This is a genomic window from Bradyrhizobium sp. Rc2d, assembly GCF_900099855.1.
Lineage (GTDB): Bacteria > Pseudomonadota > Alphaproteobacteria > Rhizobiales > Xanthobacteraceae > Bradyrhizobium.
The window spans coordinates 306,456-324,171 of sequence record NZ_FNCU01000004.1 but is presented as its reverse complement, the minus strand read 5'-3'; the positions used below and the strand labels follow the sequence as shown (position 1 = coordinate 324,171).

Here is a 17,716-nt window from a genome sequence, read left to right as displayed (position 1 = left end):
CATCGTGAGGCCGCCGAGCGCACGTTGCTCACGGCGATTGCGGCCGGCTTCTCCCCGGCTGAACTCGCTGATGCCCTGCTCGCCGCTGCGACCGACCGGGCGTTCGCCGACACCGGGCACTCGCTTGACTTCATCAACAAGGCATTCGAGTGCCTCGACCTGATCGGTTGGCAACACGCGGCGGCTCTGCTGCCGGCAGTCGTCGGTCAGATGGTGGCGGCCCGTGGTGCCGAGGAATCCACCGCCTGGCGCCAGCCCGTTGATCTTGTTCTGTTGTGTGAGGAATCAACCAGCGAACTCGCGGACCTGTTCGCTGCCGGACGCGGCGCGCGTGACTGGTCGGGCCACGCCGCACTTGCTCAAGAACTCGTCGGTGACGATCCGGCCAGGATCGTTGACGCTCTCAAGGGGGCGATCCGCGCCGGTGCCGATCCTGCTGACCTCGGCCAATCCCTCGCGTATGCGGCAGCGCTCAGGGTGGCGCGCTTCGGCACTGCCAATGAGCACGCCGATTGGGAGACGGCACATCACGTCTTCACCTACGCCAATGCAGTCCACCAGATGCTGACGCGGATGGACACTGCCAGCGTCGACACCCACGTCACGGCTGTCCGCGGCGTCTTGCACGGCGCGATGGCGCTCTACCTTGCTCGTTATCTCAATGTGCCGCCGGCAGGCATCCCGGGCGACGGCGGCGAGCAGCTCGATGATCTGCCCGCGGAGCCAGAGACGATCCGCGCCGCCTTGCTCGACGCCTTCGACCGGCAGCGACAGGTCGATCTTGCCGCACGCCTGGTAGCACGGCACCTCACGCTCGGCCATTCGCCGCAGGCGCTGATCGCCACGCTCGCGCATGCGGTGCTGCGCGAAGATGCAGGCTTCCATACATATCAGATGCTGGAGGCGGGGGTCCGGCAGTTCGGGGCGTGGGGCAACACGGACGAGGGCCGGCACATCCTCATCGCGGTTGCCCGCTATCTGGCGGCCCATTCACCGACCGAACGCGCGTTACACCAGACAGCCGACATCGCCCGCCGCTTGATGCGGGGTGCCGAGCTACATCAAGAGGCTGGATCGTTCTGAACATCACGCGCCGAGGGCGATCTGAAGCGACAAAGGCCTGCGTCCGACACGCGCTTCCAGTTACCATCTTAGCGCGCACCAGTACGACGCCCGGATCATGTCCTGGACAGAACCGCCACAGCACGGCTCAGTTGGGGGTCATCTGATCCGGCAGAGACCGCGCCTGCCGGGACCTCGATCGTCGGCGTCACGCCCACGCCCTCCAGGCGCTCGCCATCGACCCGAACATCTTCGACTGCGAGCAGCAGCAAGCCGCCTCCGATGAGGAATGCGGTGGCGGCAAGGACCGCGCCCTCTGTCCGGGTGCCGATGAGCTCGCCCAACCGGTACTTCTTGAAGCCATATGCAAGCACCTCCTTGCCGCTGCGCGTGCCGCCGTTGATGAGCATGGCAACGGGCTTGCGCCACTTCACATTCACGAGTTCGCTAGTGCCGCCTCGGTCGGTGACCTGCATCGTTGGCGCCCGGGCGTTGAACAGGTCGAGATATTCGGGTTGCGCGCCGCCCCAACCGTCCCGCAAGTCCCAGATCAGCGCGTCCGCGTCTTTTAGCGCGCCTTGAGATAGCAGGCGTTCAAGAGCCCGTTGATAGACGTAGCCGGCATAGCACCAAACATGGACATAGCCGATGCGCCGTCCGTTGGACTCAATGATGCGCGCACTCGACTCCAACCCACGAAGGAACATTTTGGTGGGCTCAAGATCGACTGGCGTGACCGGGATTTGCAGACCCGAGGCGCCTCGATTGACCTCCAAGACAAGCGATTTGCCGACCTTCCCACGGAAGGACCCGATTGGCTCAAATGCGTTCCCGTCCGCCGCGATGATTTCGTCACCGGCACGGAGACCCGCCTGCTGCGCCGGCGTTCCATCTATGACGCCGGTGATCGTATTGCGACCCCCCGCCTCGAAACCTGAAATGATACCGATGCCGGGGTACGAAATGCGGCCGTCTGGAAACGCACGCTGCAGTCCCTGGCGTCGCAGTGCGCCGACAAAGATGTCTGCAAGCTGATAGTATTCCGGCTCATCCGGCGTATAGAAGCGCGTGTGTGAAGCGTGCAACTCAGACAGCATGGTATTGATGACGCGCGCCAGGGAGTCCTGCGAGGTTGCCCGCTCAACGTCTGGGAGATATCTCTCCCGAACCGCCGACCAGTCCAGTCCGTTGTGACGCGGATCGAAAAAGCGATCACGCACGGTCTGCCAAACGCTCTCGAAGGTCGCGACGCCATCAGCGGGAACATAGGAGTCGTTGGCCTCTCCCTTGAGAGGCTCCGCGGCACTCGGGGCCTTCGCAGCCACGGCACATGCCGTAACCATGGCTGCGAGTCGCAACACTTGGCGACGCGAAGGCGATGTATCGACAACCTGTTTCATCGTCTGAACTCGCGGTGGAGTGCCGCGTTCGGCCATTCGATCCCGGCACGTTACCGAATGCTTGCGCTCCATTGGCGAAAATCATGAGGTGCCAGCGATCCTGCCACCGCGAGGCTACTTCCCGTAGAACTTTCGCCTGTCGGGCTCACGCCCCGTTGAGGATGAAATCGCCGTCAGGACTGGCGTCATGGCGGTGGTTGCCGAATCGGTCGTCCGCGATGGCCGCCAAATCCGTCCTCACATCGAGAAATCGCCCAACCAGTAGTGCCCCCGAACGGTCCGGCTCGAGCTTAAGATGAAGACGAGCCCCAGCACCATCAGCAGCACGCCGAGCCAGGTTGCCGTCCACCCTCTCCCGTCGTCGGCCGCCTCGGCGACGGGAAAGGCGACCGGCGCCGGAGGCACGGAGGCGGCAACCGCTTCGCTGGCAGCCGGCGCGGCCGCCAGAAGCGTCCCCACGTCGACCTGGCGCGGGATGGGACGGTCGGGCATAAGCTGATCCGTCGCAGTCATGGGGACGACGGGCTCCGGCACGAGGGCCGCGGCCCATGTAGCGAGGACGGGAGCAGCGTCGGCCACCTTGAACTCGGGCGTAGGCGGCGTCGGCTGGGGCGTTTCCGCCGCTGCGGAGCGCAGTAGCTCCGCGCGCGCATCTACGATCGCCTTCCGCTTGCGCAGCGCGGTCTCGTTCTTCTCGGCAGCGGGCACACGATGCCTGGCGGCTTGGCCATGCGGCTTCTTCGCCGTCGCGGTCCCCGCGGCAGCCTGGAACCAGCATTTGCGGTGACCGTCGAAACGATAGACCCAGTGCTGGCCATCGGCCGTCGACTTGCCGGGTTGCGAGAGGCACTCCTCTGTGGCGGGAGCGGGCGCAGTGGCTTGCGCGGGAGACGCATTGAAAAAGTCGGCGAAGGGATTCGAAAACGCAGGCGATGTAGAGAGACCTGCCAAAAGGAGACAACCGGTGAAGCAAAATCGCAAATGACCGGACATGGAAACCCCCGGTGTTGCGCCCCGCCCCGCATGACCTTTGGCCGCGACACTAGGCCGGGACGACGGCCGCAGTTGTTGCAGTGCTGTCGCACGGCGTCCGGGACAAACGCGCCGTATTTGATCCAGCGCAACGCGCTCCTGCACCATTGTGCCTAGTCTCGCTCCAATTCCACGACCTCAACGGAGCTTTCCATGAGCACCGCAAGCAGGCCCTATCCCATCGTCCAGGATCTCATCGAGTCCTTTGCCGGCTGGCTGAAGCATCGCCGCGAGATGAACGAGATGCGGCAGCTCGATCGCGCCGATTTCAACCGGATCGCCAGCGATCTCAGGATCGCGCCTGACGATCTGGAGGAGCTCGTTCGCCACGGCAAGCACGCCGCCGACGAATTGCCGAAGATGCTGGAGCAACTCGGCATCAACGCCGAAGGGCTCGGCCGCGCACAGCCGCTGCTGCTGCGCGACATGGAGCGGGTCTGCTCGCTCTGCAACCAGAAGGGCCAGTGCGACCGCGATCTCGCCGCCGGCACCGCCGCGGAGAATTATCACGGCTACTGCGCCAACGCCGCGACGCTGGAGTCGCTCGACCGCGCCGACGTCGCGCCGCGCTGAGGCGGACGCGGGAGATCCCACTCGGGTGTGTACTTACGAGAGCGAGGGCGTGGAGGTCTGCTGCAGCCTATAGCAGACATCGTTCAGAGGTCCGAGCTGGGGCTCAAGGCCGACATCGCTATCCTATTCGATGGCCTCGTCGGGGCGGGCAGTTGCACCGGCAAGTCAGAAAATAGCGTTTCTCGCGAACCTCAGCGGCTACCCGATTGCCGGCGGATATCTTCCAAAATACCGCGCATCGCATCGATCTCTTTGCCGAAGCCTGCCCAATCACCGGATTTCAACCGCTCCATGGCCTGGTCGTAGTGCGTGAGCGCCTCCTGCGCGCGCGCTGCCGTGGAGGCTTCGGCGGGTGTTTCCGCGGTCACAGCCGACGCTGCCGGGGAAGGGCCGCTGTCCACGAAGAGTGCCGACAGGGCCTCGGCAAGCGTTTCCTTCATGACGACATGCTCACCATAGGCGGCAATCACTCGCTTGAGCTCCGGCAAATGTCCTTGCTCGGCCCGCAAATACAGCGGCGACACGTAGAGAATCGAATTCTCGATCGGGATCACGAGCAGATTTCCCCGGATCACCCGCGACCCCATCTGGTTCCACAGCGATATCTGCTGGGAGATCTCCGTGTTCTGATGAATTCGCGCCTCGATCTGGAACGGCCCGTAGACCAGCTTCTCTTTGGGAAATTCGTACACGATCAGCTTGCCATAGCCGGGCTCGTCGCAGCGCGCGGCAAGCCAAGCGATCATGTTGTCGCGACGGCTCGGCACCATCGGGATCATGATGAAGAACTCGGCTTGCGCCTCTCCGGGCAGCCGCATGATGATGTAATAGGGGGCCATGGTGGTGATGCCGTCCATTGAAGAGACGCCATCACCGGCCGGTTGACGCGGAAATTGCCAGAGGTCCTCCCGGTTATAGAAAACATCGGCAGCTTCCATGTGGTAGGTCTGGAAAAGTCGCGCCTGGATCAGGAAGAGGTCTTCGGGATAACGAATGTGCTTTTGAAGATCGGACGGCATGGCCGCGAACGGCTTGAACAGGTCCGGGAAGATTCGCTGATAGGTCGCGGCGACCGGGTCGGCTGGGTCCATCAGGTAAAAATCGACGGTGCCGTTATAGGCGTCGATCACGACCTTCACTGAATTGCGGATATAATTGAGGTTGTAGCCGGGCGCAGGCTGTGCGTAGGGAAAATAATCGCTGGTCGTGTAGGCGTCCTGCATCCAGAACAGCCTGCCCTCGCTGACGACCAGATAGGGATCGCGATCGAGAGAGAGGAACGGGGCGATCATGCCCACCCGCTTCTGGATGTTGCGCCGGATCATGATCCGGCTGTCATCGCCGATGTAGTCTGACAGCAGCAGGTTCACATCGTTGAAATGGTGGGCGAAGATCAGTCTCCGCACCATGCCCGACAGCGGCACGCCGCCGGAGCCGTCATAGGACGCGTAGGCATTGTCCTTTCCCCTGGGATAATCGAATTCCGGCACGGTTCCCTTGACGATGACGTAGTCCTCAGTCTGCAGTCCGTAATAGATGCGCGGCTCGCGAATCGCGGGACCTCCATGTGCGACCGGAGGAATGTCGTCCAGATAGAGAAGCGGAAGTCCTTCGCCGCTCTTCTGGGTGACCGGACTCATCACCGCACCATTGCCGTGGGTGAACAGGATGTGGCGGTTGACCCAGGTCTGCGCGTTGGGTGGCAGCAGCGCGGAATTCAACTCGCGGCCTGAGATCATCACGCTTTGGTAGGTATCGCCGAACCAGTAACGATCGACATCGAGGTCGCGCAGTTTGTAATAGGTGCGAATCTCCTGCAGTTGAGCGTAAGTGTCGGCCAATGGTTGCCAATCCCACAGCCTTATATTTTCAATGGTAGCCTTGTTGGCCTCGAGCGCCCTCAAGGTCAGGTTCTGTTCCGCAGGGAACGGCTTCGGCACGATCCGATTGAGATTGTAGGCCTCCCGCGTCAGGGCAATGTTGCGTTCCATGTAAGGCCGCTCCCATGCCAGCTCGTTCGGCCCGACGTAGAAGCGCTGAAACACTGCGGGGATGATGCCCGATAGCAGGAAAGCGCCGCCGAACAGCAGCACAATCGCGGCGGTGGGGAGGCGGTAGGTACGCACCCACAGGTTCGCGCATGCCGCCACAGCGGCGACGATCGAAAGTGCGATCAGCAGCCACAGGACCGGCAGTTCCACATTGACGTCGGTGAAGCCTGCGCCGACCACCACGCCGTTGTCGCCGTACAGCAGGAGATAGCGGTCGAGACTGTAGGACCACGCCTTCACGCCAAAGAAGAGGCCGAGAAGCGCCGAACCGTGCGAGATCGCCGCTGGTGATACTCGCTGCGCCCGGTCCTCGATGTCGCCGTGCACCCAGTAGATAAGCCCGGCGAGCAGCGCGCTCATGACGAGTGTCAGCAACGCCCAATTCTTGATGGCCACAAAGACGGGCAGGGAAAACAGGTAGAATCCGATATCCTTGTCGTACAAGGGATCATTGGTGCCGTAGGGCACTTGATAGATGAAGCGCAGAAAAGTGCTCCAGTTGCCGGCTTCTCCCCAGCCGACAAGCAGAGCGACGAGGCCGCTACTGGCGGCGATCATGCTGCGCCACCGCAGCCGCTCGCGCAGGAATTCAAGCGGATCGGGCAGCGCCGCAGCGGCCACAAGCCTCGGGTCGAAGGCCGCGGGCAACCGGGTTCGGCGCCCGGCAAGGCCAAGTGCAAGGCGCGCGTTCGCCCACAAGATGGCGGCGGTCGCCGCGAAAACGACGAGGAAGACGGCGGCTTTCGCGCCGATTGTGGTCCAGAAGACCTGTTCGTAGCCGATCGACGAGAACCACATCCAGTCGACCAGAAAGTCGCCGACGAGAGCGAGCAGGATCAGGCCGATTGCGGCGATGATGGCCGCGATGATGAATCCCACCACGGCGCTTCGCCCTGGTGCCTTCCGTTCGGGTCCGGAAATCCCGATCGTCATAGTAACATTATAGCAGAACGACAGACGTGGCGCGCCTGTCACGTGGCGCCCGCACCTGCTTTTTGCTCCGCAGTCCTAAAGCGGAATGGCTTTAGATTGAATCGATTGCCGCGGGTGGTTCACCTCTCCCGCTTGCGGGAGAGGTCGGCGCGAAGCGCCGGGTGAGGGCTTTCTCCTCTTGGGGATTGTCCCATCGCGGAGACACCCTCTCCCCAACCCTCTCCCGCAAGCGAGAGAGGGAGTGCACCTCGCTCGTTGCAGCGATCAAGCCTCATCCCATCAAGCTTTTACACGCGGATACCCGCAACAGGCTGCGCGCCGACCTCGGGAGGACGCGCGAGGTCTTGCAGAGCTGCGTGTTGTCCCCTGAAGCAACGCCGCTTTTTTGAGCGTGCGCCCTAGCCTTTCCCCATCACCGCGATCGCGTCTGCGATCTCGATCGTGCGCCGGGCCATGTCGGCGTGCAGGCGTTCGACCATGGCGCCGTCGAGCCGGATCGCGCCACGGGAGACGTTTTCCGGCAATTCGAACGCTGCGATGATTTTTCGCGCGCGCGCGACTTCCTCTTCGGGTGGGGTGAAGATCGCGTTGCAGGCATCGATCTGCGAGGGATGGATCAGCGTCTTGCCGTCGAAGCCGAGATCGCGCCCTTGCGCGCATTCGGTGGCAAAGCCGTCGGAATTGGCGATGTCGCTATAGGGCCCGTCGAGGATTTCGAGGCCGTGGGCGCGCGTTGCCAGGATGCAATGGGTGATCATCGGGATCATCGCGGCGCGGCCCGGCAGCATCTTGATGCGGGTCTCGCGCGAAATATCGTTCGGACCGAACACGAAGCCCGACAGGCGGCTTGATGGATCGCGGCCGGCGGCGGCCAGCTCCTCGGCATGGAGCACGGCGCGCGCGGTCTCGATCATCGCCCAGACTTTCACCGTCGGCGCGGCGCCAAGCTCGGCCAGCTTCCGGCCGATCGCGTTGAGATCTTCGATGCTTGAAACTTTTGGAACCAGGATGCCGTCCGGCGACGCCTTGGCAGCCATAGCGACGTCGTCGGCCCACCAGGACGTGTCGAGGCCGTTGGTCCGGATCAGGATCTCGCGTTTGCCAAAACCCTTGGCCGCGATCGCGGCGGCGATGCCGTCGCGCGCCATCGCTTTGGCATCAGGAGCGACGGAATCCTCGAGATCGAGGATCAGGCCGTCGGCGGCGAGATTGCGCGCCTTTTCCAGCGCGCGGGGATTGGAGCCGGGCATGAACAGGTGGCTGCGGCGCGGGCGGGTCATGCAAGCGTTCCTTCCTCGTCAGTCTTCTGACCTCAGCCGATAGCATTTGGCCTGCCTATTCGAAAGGCTTGTTCGCCCCTGCGGTCTGTGATTAGGCATGGGTATGGTGACATTCCCGAAGCATTTGCTGGAAGGCTACGAGGCGTTCGCCACCCAGCGGCTGCCGGCCGAGCAGACCCGCTACCGCGAGCTGTCGGTGAAGGGACAGTCGCCGGAAGTGATGGTGATCGGCTGCTGCGACAGCCGCGTCTCGCCCGAGGTGATCTTCGACGTCGGCCCCGGCGAGTTGTTCGTCGTCCGCAACATCGCCAATCTGGTGCCGACCTATCAGCCCGACGAGAACGCACATGGCGTCTCGGCGGCGCTGGAATATGCGGTGACGGTGCTGAAGGTGAAGCACATCGTGGTGCTCGGCCACGCGCAATGCGGCGGCATCCGCGCCTTCGTCGACAAGATCGAGCCGCTGACGCCGGGCGACTTCATCGGCAAATGGATGCAGATGTTCATCAAGCCGGGCGAGGTGGTCGAGCAGCGCAATCACGAGACCATGGCGCAGTTCGTCGCTCGCATCGAGAAGGCCGCGGTGTTCCGCAGCCTGGAGAACCTGATGACGTTCCCGTTCGTGCGCACGGCGGTGGAGAGCGGCCAGATGCAGACCCACGGCGCCTATTTCGGCGTCGCGGAGGGATCGCTGTTCGTGCTGGATAAGGTCGCGAAGGAATTCAAGAACGCGCGAAGCGTGGCGTAGGCCACCGCTCTCGTAGGGTGGGCAAAGCGAAGCGTGCCCACCACCTGTCGGAATCGGAAAGAATGGTGGGCACGGCGCGCGAAGAGCGCGCCTTTGCCCACCCTACGGCAGCTCGACGTTACGCCGCCTTCTTCTTCGCGCTGATCAGCTTGCGGTTGATCAGGACCTCCGCGATCTGGATCGCGTTCAGCGCGGCGCCCTTGCGCAAATTGTCGGACACGCACCACAGCACGAGGCCGTTCTCGACCGTCGCGTCCTCGCGGATGCGGCTGATATAGGTGGCGTCCTCGCCGGCGGCTTCGTAAGGCGTGGCGTAGCCGCCGGGCTCCTGCTTGTCGATGACGAGGCAGCCCGGCGCCTTGCGCAGGATTTCGCGAGCTTCGTCCGCACTGATCGGGTTCTCGAACTCGATGTTGACGGCCTCGGAATGGCCGACGAAGACAGGCACCCGCACGCAGGTCGCGGAGAGCTTGATCTTGGGATCAAGGATCTTCTTGGTCTCCGCCATCATCTTCCACTCTTCCTTGGTGTAGCCGTCCTCCATGAAGACGTCGATGTGGGGGATGACGTTGAAGGCGATGCGCTTGGGGAATTTCTTCGCGACCAGCTCGTCATTGGTGTAGACGGCCTTGGTCTGCGAGAACAATTCGTCCATCGCGTCCTTGCCTGCACCCGACACCGATTGATAGGTCGAGACCACGACGCGCTTGATCGTCGCCTTGTCGTGCAGCGGCTTGAGCGCAACGACGAGCTGCGCGGTCGAGCAGTTCGGGTTGGCGATGATGTTCTTCTTCTTGAAGCCTTCGGTCGCGCCCGCGTTCACTTCCGGCACGATCAGCGGCACGTCCGGATCCATGCGCCACGCCGAGGAATTGTCGATCACGACCGCGCCGGCGGCGCCGATCTGCGGCGACCATTCCTTCGACACCGAGCCGCCCGCCGACATCAGGCAGATGTCGACGTCGGAGAAGTCGTAATGCTCGAGCGCTTTGACCTTCAGGGTGCGGTCGCCATAGGAGACCTCGACGCCGACGCTGCGGCGTGACGCCAGGGCCACGACCTCGTCGGCGGGGAATTTGCGCTCATCCAGGATGTTGAGCATTTCCCGTCCGACATTGCCGGTCGCGCCGACGACTGCGACTTTGTAACCCATCGTTCACTCTCCGATGAAAAAGCCCGTTCCTGAAGCTGACGCTTAAACAGGAAGAGCAGCGCTTCTATGCGAGAACCGGCCTCAAGACAACGTTGGACCATGCCTGAAGGCCGTGGATGCAGTCGCCTGAGGCCAGCACGGCCGTTAGCCCTACCCAGATCCATCTGGCGCTTGCAGCCTTTGCCGACGAGGTCATCGGCACGCTGGCGCACCTGATCGCCTATGTGGGGGCGCTCGCCCTGTTTGCCATCCTCGCGCTCGAGGCGCTCGGCCAACTGCCTGACTTGCGCGACGATGAGCCGGCGGACAAGCCGGGCTGGAGCGCGGCCGACCGCTCGCATCCGGCCTTCGCCGTCAGTCGGCTTGATTCATCAGACAAAACAGCCTCTTACACCATCCTTCGGCATCCCGAAGGCGGCCGCAGGGACGTGCTGCGCTGGGCGAGCGAGGCTGACCAGCCCGTGGCCGAGCTCGAAATCTACCGCGAAGGCGGCGAGTTCGACGTGGCCCGTCCGGCGACTGCGGATCTCGCCGTCCAGATGGGATTGAGCGCGGCGACCACGCTCGAGCAGGCCGGCCTGATCGACACCAAATTCGGTCCCGTCGCCCTGTTCCGGCCGGTCGGCGCGGCGGAGGGGACGCGGGCTTGCCTCGGCTATCTCAAGCGCAGCGAGGAGCCGGCGCTCCAGATATCCGGCTTCTCCTGCCAGGGCGATACCCTGCCCGCCCGGCGCGCGGCGATCGCCTGCACGCTGAACCGGCTGACGCTGCTGACCTCGGGCAACGAACCCAGGCTGGCGGAATTGTTCGCCCATGCCGAGCTGAAGCGCCGCGCCTGCGATTCCCAGGGATCGTTGGGATCGTCGGACTGGCTGCTGGGCGCCGCGAACGCGCAATTGCGCGGGGCGCTCTAGGCCGCATCAAGCTCAAGTGGCTGGTATTGATGCAACTTTTGCCGGCGCGCACGATTATTCCGAGCTGGTGTGACCCAATTGACCTAGTTGCATCCGCCCCGGCCGGGCTAGTATGGGGTGAAATCGACTGGCGGCCTGCCGCCTGAAGGGGACGTGATGAGCTTGAAATTCTCTGCGGCGAACACATTGGCGACCTGGCTTGCGGCGGGCGCCGTCATTGCCATGTCGCTCGCGTCGCCGGCTTCGGCCGACACCAGGACCAAGCGCTATGACGAGCGCGGCCGATCCTATTACGGACCGAGCGGCCCCAACGCGGTCTATCAGCAGGGCCGCACCCGCATCTATGTGAGCAAGCGCTCCTGGCTCGACGGCGGCACCGAGGTCAATCCGGGCGACCGCAAGTTCAGCGACTACGCCTTCCCGCCGGCGGTGGGCTACCCGTCCTTCGCCCGCGAGAACCTGAACCGCCCGATCGATCGCCAGCCGCTGTCGCCGCCGGCCGATGTCGGCGGTTACCCGCAGAATTTCCCGCTGTACTGAGGCGGACGCAGGCACCGAATCAAAATGGCCGGGCTCACGCCCGGCCATTTTTTGTCGCGTAGCCCGGATGGAGCGAAGCGCAATCCGGGAAGTCTATCCACGAGGCCCGGATTTCGCTGCGCTCCATCCGGGCTACGACTCTACCCGTGCAGCTTCTGCAATTCCTTCAGAATCGCTTCGCCCATCTGCGTGGTCGAGGCGGCGGTGGTGCCTTCCGACTTGATGTCGGCGGTGCGCAGGCCGCTGGCGAGCACGGCGGCGATGGCGGCATCGACCTTGTCGGCGAGATCGCCCATGTCGAAGGAGTAGCGCAGCGCCATGCCGAAGGACGAGATCATCGCGATCGGATTGGCGAGGCCCTTGCCGGCGATATCAGGCGCGGAGCCGTGCACCGGCTCGTACAGCGCCTTGCGCTTCTTGCTCTTGACGTCGACCTCGCCGAGCGAGGCCGAGGGCAGCATGCCGAGCGAACCGGTCAGCATCGCCGCGATGTCGGACAGCATGTCGCCGAACAGATTGTCGGTGACGATGACGTCGAACTGCTTCGGCCATTTCACCAGCATCATGCCACCGGAATCGGCGAGCTGATGCTCCAGCGTGACGTCGGGGTATTCGCGCTTGTGAACTTGCGTGACGACCTCATTCCAAAGCACGCCCGACTTCATGACGTTGCGCTTCTCCATCGACGTCACCTTGTTCTTGCGCTTTTTGGCAAGCTCGAAGGCGACGCGAGCGATGCGCTCGATCTCATAGGTGTCGTAGACCTGGGTATCGATGGCGCGCTTCTGGCCGTTGCCGAGATCGGTGATGGTCTTGGGCTCGCCGAAATAGACGCCGCCGGTGAGCTCGCGCACGATGACGATGTCGAGGCCCTCGACCGCCTCGCGCTTCAGGCTCGAGGCGTCTGCCAGCGCCGGGTAGCACACGGCAGGACGCAGGTTGGCGAACAGAGCGAGATCCTTGCGCAGGCGAAGCAGACCGGCTTCGGGGCGCACCTCGTAGGGCACCGCATCCCATTTCGGGCCGCCGACCGCGCCAAAGATCACGGCGTCGGCGTCCTTGGCCTTGGCCATGTCGCCCTCGGAGATCGACACCTTGTGCGCGTCATAGGCCGCGCCGCCGACGAGGCCGGTGTCGGTCTCGAACTTGGCGATCCCGGCCGAATTGAGCCAGTCGATCAGCCGCTTCACCTCGCCCATCACCTCGGGGCCGATACCGTCGCCGGGGAGCAGCAGCAGTTTGTGGGTCGCCATGGTCGTTCCTCTCAGGTCGAATTCGGCCGGAGTGCTAGAGCGGCGTTGCGCGCTTGGCAAGACACCATTGCCGGGGAGCCGGCTGTGCAAAGCGGATGGAGCCTGCCACACTCCCACAGCCGGAGTACCCCTTGCACGCCCCTGACCGCCCCCCGCCCATCCCGCATCCCGCGCGGCTGATCCTGACCCTGTCGCTGGCGGCGACGGTCGGGCTCGGCATCGGCCGCTTTGCCTATGCGCTGGTGTTGCCAGATATGCGGGAGACCCTCGGCTGGTCCTACTCGGCGGCCGGTTTCATGAACACCATCAACGCCGTCGGCTACCTCGTGGGCGCGCTGGTGGCCTCCCGCCTGATCCAGCGTATCGGCTGGGCGGCGGCGATCCGCCTGGGAACTCTGGCCTGCGTCGCCGCGCTCGCCACCTGCGCGCTGACAGGCGATTTCATCGCGCTGAGCCTGGCCCGCCTCGTGCTGGGCTTGGGGGCTGCAGCCGGCTTCGTCGCCGGCGGCGCGCTGGCTGCGACCATCGCGCAGTTGCGTCCCGAGCGGGCCAATTTCCTGCTGAGCCTGTTCTATGCCGGGCCCGGCATCGGCATTCTCGCCTCGGGGCTGATCGCCCCGTTCACGCTGCAATATTTCGGACCGGGCTCGTGGTGGATCGTCTGGTGGGCGCTGACGCTGCTGTCCGTCGCGATGACGATTCCGCTGTTCCTGATCCGCATCGAGAGCAGCGTCCGCTTCTCGGAAGGCAGCCACGTGTCGTTCGCGATTCTGCCGGTGCTGATCTATCTCGCCGGCTACTTCCTGTTCGGCGCCGGCTACATCGCCTACATGACCTTCATGATCGCCTATGTGCGCGACGGCGGCGGCGGGGCCGCAGCGCAGGCCGCGTTCTGGAGCCTGATCGGGCTCAGCGCCTTCGTGACGCCCTGGGCCTGGCGCGGCGTGCTGGCGCTCGATCGCGGCGGACTTGCCACCGCCATCATCCTCGGCACCAACGCCCTCGGTGCCGCCCTGCCGATGCTCGGACATTCGCCGGCGTGGCTTGCGGTCTCCGCCGTGGTGTTCGGCGTCGCGTTCTTCGCGGTGGTCGGCTCAACCACCGCCTTCATCCGCTTCAACTATCCGCCCGAGATGTGGCCGACCGCGATCGCGGCGATGACGATCTCGTTCGGCGTCGGCCAGACGCTGGGCCCGATCGTGGTCGGTGCGATCACGGATGCGCTGGGCAGCTTGAGTTACGCGCTGAATGTGTCGGCAGCGCTGCTGGCGTTCGGGGCGGTGGCGGCGCTGTGCCAGCGCAAGGTGGGGACGAAGAAATCATCGGTGCCGTAGGGTGGGCAAAGCGAAGCGTGCCCACCAACGCTTTATCCGCCGTGACAATCATGGTGGGCACGGCGCTACGCGCCTTTGCCCACCCTACGGCAGCGGGCCTAACTCCCACTAAACGAATTATACCCCTGGTCTTCCCAATAGCCGCCCTTGTAGTCGTTGGTGACTTCCATCGAGACCACGTATTTCGGGTTCTTGAAGCCGAGTTTTGTCGGCACGCGGATCTTCATCGGAAAACCGTAGGCGCGCGGCAAAATCTCGTTCGCGTATTTGAACGTCATCTGGGTCTGCGGATGCAGTGCGCTGCGCATGTCGAGCGGCGAGTTGTAGCCGTCCTTGTCGGCGCACTGGAACCAGACATATTTCGCGCGCGTGTCGGCGCCGATCAGCTTGAGGAAGTCGCGCAGCGGCGTGCCGGTCCAGCTGCCGATCGCGCTCCAGCCCTCGACGCAGATGAGGCGGGTGATCTGCGTGACCTGGGGAAGTTGGTACAGCTCCGGAAGGGTCCACGATTTCTTGTTGTCGACGAGGCCGCGGACCTCGAGCTTCCAGTCGTTGCCATCGACATCGGGCGCGTCGTCGAGATCGTAATAGGCATTGAACGGGAACGGTTTTGTGATCGCGCTCTCGGAGAAGGTCGGCGCCAGCGCATCGGGATTGAAGATGAAGGCCTGCACCGCGTCGTTGAATTTCGAGACCTGCTTCAGCATCTCCTCGGCCGATGACGAGTCGACGACGTCGCAGCCGGTGAGCAGCGTCAGCGCACCGAAGCTGGCGCCGCCCGCGATGAAGCGGCGGCGGGTGACGTCAGGCATCGCCTTGATGGAGTCCTTGATCAAGAGCCGCTTGTCGACGCCGGGGATCAGGAATGAGCGCTTGGCCATGGCTTGCTCCCTTAACGTCCGATGATCATCGCGCGCAGGCTCTTCGGCACCAGCAGCGCGAGCAGGACATGAACGACCAGGAACGCGCAGATCGCGGCCATGCAGAAGAAGTGCACGTAGCGCGCAGTCGGATAATCGCCGAACAGCATCACCAGGTAATAGAGCTGCACCGGCTTCCACATCGCGAGGCCCGACAGCACGATCAGCACGCCGACCACGATGATGCCGGCATAGAGCAGGCGCTGCACGTAATTGTAGACGGTGAGATCGTCATGGCCGAGCTTGAAGGTCAGCGCCGCCCTGACGTCGTGAAGCACGCCGGACGCCGTGATCGGCAGCAGCTTCTTAGCGAAGCGGCCGGTGGCGAAACCGGTGATGAGATAAGCGAGGCCGTTGATCATCAACAGCCACATCGCCGCAAAATGCCAGAGCAGGCCGCCGGCGAGCCAGCCGCCGAGCGTGTATTCGCGCGGAAAGCTGAAGCCGAACAGCGGCGAGGCGTTGTAGATCTGCCAGCCGGACAGAATCATCAGGATCATGGCGAGGGCGTTGACCCAATGCATGATCCGGACCCAGGCCGGCTGGATCACTTTGGCCGGAGTGGCCCTGACCTGCTCTTCGGTGACTGTGAGGCTCGCCATGATGGTTCCGTCCTGAACGTCGTTTGACAGCAATTATACGCCGATGCTTCCGCTTTCGTTACGCCCCGTCCGGCATCAAATCGATACCGGCGGGCTATCACGGTCACAAGAAAGCGAGCCGGGCACCCCCGGCTCGCCGTCTCGAGGCCTCCTGTTCGGGGGATGAAACAGGGGTGGGGCGGTGTTACGTCGCCGGCATCAGCACGGTGTCGACCACATGAATGACGCCGTTCGACTGATTGACGTTGGAGATCGTCACCATCGAGGTGCCGCCCTTGGCATCGACGATCCAGGTCTTGCCGTCCATCTTCTTCACCGTCAGTTCCTCGCCCTCGGCGGTCTTCATCTTCTTGCCGTCGGTGAGGTCGGAGGCCGCGAGCTTGCCGGGCACGACGTGATAGGTGAGGATCTTGGTCAGGGTCGCCTTGTTCTCGGGCTTGACCAGGTTGTCGACGGTGCCGGCCGGCAGCTTGCCGAAGGCGGCATTGGTCGGCGCGAACACGGTGAACGGGCCCTTGCTTTCCAGCGTCGGCACCAGGCCCGCCGCCTTCACCGCCGCGACCAGCGTGGTGTGGTCCTTGGAGTTGACTGCGTTCTGGACGATGTTCTTGGACGGGAACATCGCGGCGCCGCCGACCATGACAGTCTTTTCCTCGGCGCTGACGGGCGCGACGACGGTCGCGGTGATGGCGAGGGCGCTGAAGGCGGCGGCAGCGAGATAGGCAATGCGCTTCGACATGGAGAATCTCCCGATTGAATTGAGACCGGCGGTCGCCGGTGTTTGAGTTGGCAACAACGGCGACTGTGTCTCCTTGGCTTGAAGCAGCAGCGCCGTCGTTGGACCGAACTACGGGAGGGTCTACGGAGCGGTTTCGAACAAAAATTCTTTGTAATGCGTGAAACTATGGGGGAGGGATTTCGTGTGGTCGATCCACCGTCATTGCGAGGAGCCCTTGCGACGAAGCAATCCAGACTGTCTCCGCGGCTACATTCCTGGATTGCTTCGCGGAGCCTGTCATCGGGCCGCGCTTTTGCGCGGACCCGGTGGCTCGCAATGACGGACTCGCGGCTGCGCCCCACCTCAATCCCTGCTGTGCGGCGTCTGAATAAAACCGCGGTTATACGTCGGGCTGATCAGCACCTCGTTGATGCAGACGCGCGCCGGCATCGACGCGATAAACGCGATGGTGCGACCGAGATCTTCGGATTGCAGCATCCTGGCCTGCTCCTCCTCGCTCGGCACCACCGGGCGCAGCTTCAGGATCGGCGTTGCCACCTCGCCCGGCATCAGGCAGCAGGCGCGCAGGCCGTTGACGCATTCGTCCATGTTGAAGGAATGGGTCAGCGCCAGCACCGCGTGCTTGGTCGTGGTGTAGGCCGGGCCCGGCATCTTCGAGACATGGCGGCCGGCCCAGGACGAGACGTTGATGATCGCGCCGTCCTGCTGCTTGCGCATCGTCGGCAGCACCGCGCGCATGCAATAGAGCACGCCATTGAGATTGACCTGGACGAGCTTATCCCAGCCTTCCAGTTCCATGTCCTTCCAGCTGCGCTTGGGAACATTGATGCCGGCATTGTTCACCAGCAGATCGATCCGGCCGTGCCTGGCGACGATTCGATCGGCCGCCTTCTGGGCTTCATTGGCGTTGGACACGTCAAGCACAATGGCCTCGGCCGCCCTGCCTGCGCCGTTGATCTTCGCAACCACGGCATCGAGGGCTGACTGGCGCCGGCCCGAGACCACTACCGTCCAGCCGTCGGCAGCTAATGCCTCAGCTCCGGCCTCGCCGATCCCGCTGCCGCCGCCCGTAACCCAGGCCACGCGTTTCCCGTTTTTGGTCATGCAAACTGTCTCCGTTGCTTCTGCGGGGCGGTTTTTGCTAATCCAGCCCTCGGTTTTGACCGGCCTTCGCCGGCGAGG

At 63.7% G+C, this 17,716-nt stretch carries 15 protein-coding genes and 1 pseudogene; 6 read left to right on the top strand and 10 right to left on the bottom strand.

The genetic code is table 11. The features are described from left to right. Positions 1-1,083 (top strand): annotated as a pseudogene (locus BLV07_RS09375) (Rieske (2Fe-2S) protein); the annotation flags it as partial. A gap of 95 nt (positions 1,084-1,178) precedes the next feature. Here BLV07_RS09375 and BLV07_RS09370 read toward each other — a convergent pair. Continuing rightward, on the bottom strand, positions 1,179-2,462 hold the full coding sequence (locus BLV07_RS09370; RefSeq protein WP_176945428.1) for a S41 family peptidase: 1,284 nt from the start codon (positions 2,460-2,462) through the stop codon (positions 1,179-1,181). Between the two features lie 237 nt (positions 2,463-2,699). Then, positions 2,700-3,455, bottom strand: a complete 756-nt coding sequence (locus BLV07_RS09365; protein WP_091882988.1) for a hypothetical protein — start codon at positions 3,453-3,455, stop codon at positions 2,700-2,702. Positions 3,456-3,647: 192 nt separating this feature from the next. On the opposite strand from BLV07_RS09365, the gene BLV07_RS09360 reads away from it, so the two are divergent. Beyond that, positions 3,648-4,067, top strand: coding sequence for a DUF6455 family protein (locus BLV07_RS09360; protein WP_091882985.1), 420 nt, complete (start codon positions 3,648-3,650; stop codon positions 4,065-4,067). Positions 4,068-4,258: 191 nt separating this feature from the next. On the opposite strand, the gene BLV07_RS09355 is transcribed toward BLV07_RS09360, so the two are convergent. Both BLV07_RS09355 and BLV07_RS09350 read right to left on the bottom strand, forming a co-directional pair. Next, positions 4,259-7,051, bottom strand: a complete 2,793-nt coding sequence (locus BLV07_RS09355) for a UPF0182 family membrane protein (RefSeq protein WP_091882982.1) — start codon at positions 7,049-7,051, stop codon at positions 4,259-4,261. Between the two features lie 398 nt (positions 7,052-7,449). Continuing rightward, positions 7,450-8,331 (bottom strand): HpcH/HpaI aldolase/citrate lyase family protein, encoded by an 882-nt coding sequence (locus tag BLV07_RS09350; protein ID WP_091882979.1) that lies wholly within the window; start codon positions 8,329-8,331, stop codon positions 7,450-7,452. Between the two features lie 103 nt (positions 8,332-8,434). On the opposite strand from BLV07_RS09350, the gene BLV07_RS09345 reads away from it, so the two are divergent. Beyond that, on the top strand, positions 8,435-9,079 hold the full coding sequence (locus BLV07_RS09345) for a carbonic anhydrase (protein ID WP_091882975.1): 645 nt from the start codon (positions 8,435-8,437) through the stop codon (positions 9,077-9,079). A gap of 118 nt (positions 9,080-9,197) precedes the next feature. On the opposite strand, the gene BLV07_RS09340 is transcribed toward BLV07_RS09345, so the two are convergent. Then, positions 9,198-10,232: an aspartate-semialdehyde dehydrogenase gene (locus BLV07_RS09340; protein WP_091882972.1), complete on the bottom strand. Its 1,035-nt coding sequence runs from the start codon at positions 10,230-10,232 to the stop codon at positions 9,198-9,200. A gap of 116 nt (positions 10,233-10,348) precedes the next feature. On the opposite strand from BLV07_RS09340, the gene BLV07_RS09335 reads away from it, so the two are divergent. Together BLV07_RS09335 and BLV07_RS09330 are read left to right on the top strand one after the other, a co-directional pair. Beyond that, on the top strand, positions 10,349-11,146 hold the full coding sequence (locus BLV07_RS09335; RefSeq protein WP_091882969.1) for a hypothetical protein: 798 nt from the start codon (positions 10,349-10,351) through the stop codon (positions 11,144-11,146). A gap of 156 nt (positions 11,147-11,302) precedes the next feature. Beyond that, positions 11,303-11,686 carry a hypothetical protein gene (locus BLV07_RS09330; protein WP_091882965.1) on the top strand — a complete coding sequence of 128 codons (384 nt, stop codon included), beginning with the start codon at positions 11,303-11,305 and terminating at the stop codon, positions 11,684-11,686. 140 nt (positions 11,687-11,826) lie between these two features. Here BLV07_RS09330 and leuB read toward each other — a convergent pair whose 3' ends face one another. Next, positions 11,827-12,939, bottom strand: a complete 1,113-nt coding sequence (gene leuB, locus BLV07_RS09325) for a 3-isopropylmalate dehydrogenase (protein ID WP_091882962.1) — start codon at positions 12,937-12,939, stop codon at positions 11,827-11,829. 131 nt (positions 12,940-13,070) lie between these two features. On the opposite strand from leuB, the gene BLV07_RS09320 reads away from it, so the two are divergent. Further along, on the top strand, positions 13,071-14,273 hold the full coding sequence (locus tag BLV07_RS09320) for a YbfB/YjiJ family MFS transporter (RefSeq protein WP_091882959.1): 1,203 nt from the start codon (positions 13,071-13,073) through the stop codon (positions 14,271-14,273). A 98-nt stretch (positions 14,274-14,371) separates the two neighbouring features. Here BLV07_RS09320 and BLV07_RS09315 read toward each other — a convergent pair whose 3' ends face one another. From BLV07_RS09315 to BLV07_RS09300, 4 genes are all read right to left on the bottom strand, one after another. Then, positions 14,372-15,154, bottom strand: coding sequence for a molybdopterin-binding protein (locus BLV07_RS09315; RefSeq protein WP_091882956.1), 783 nt, complete (start codon positions 15,152-15,154; stop codon positions 14,372-14,374). A gap of 11 nt (positions 15,155-15,165) precedes the next feature. Continuing rightward, positions 15,166-15,795, bottom strand: coding sequence for a cytochrome b/b6 domain-containing protein (locus BLV07_RS09310; protein WP_091882953.1), 630 nt, complete (start codon positions 15,793-15,795; stop codon positions 15,166-15,168). Between the two features lie 184 nt (positions 15,796-15,979). Further along, positions 15,980-16,534 carry a fasciclin domain-containing protein gene (locus BLV07_RS09305; RefSeq protein WP_091882949.1) on the bottom strand — a complete coding sequence of 185 codons (555 nt, stop codon included), beginning with the start codon at positions 16,532-16,534 and terminating at the stop codon, positions 15,980-15,982. A 342-nt stretch (positions 16,535-16,876) separates the two neighbouring features. Continuing rightward, positions 16,877-17,638: an SDR family oxidoreductase gene (locus tag BLV07_RS09300; protein WP_091882945.1), complete on the bottom strand. Its 762-nt coding sequence runs from the start codon at positions 17,636-17,638 to the stop codon at positions 16,877-16,879. Positions 17,639-17,716 lie beyond the last annotated feature (78 nt).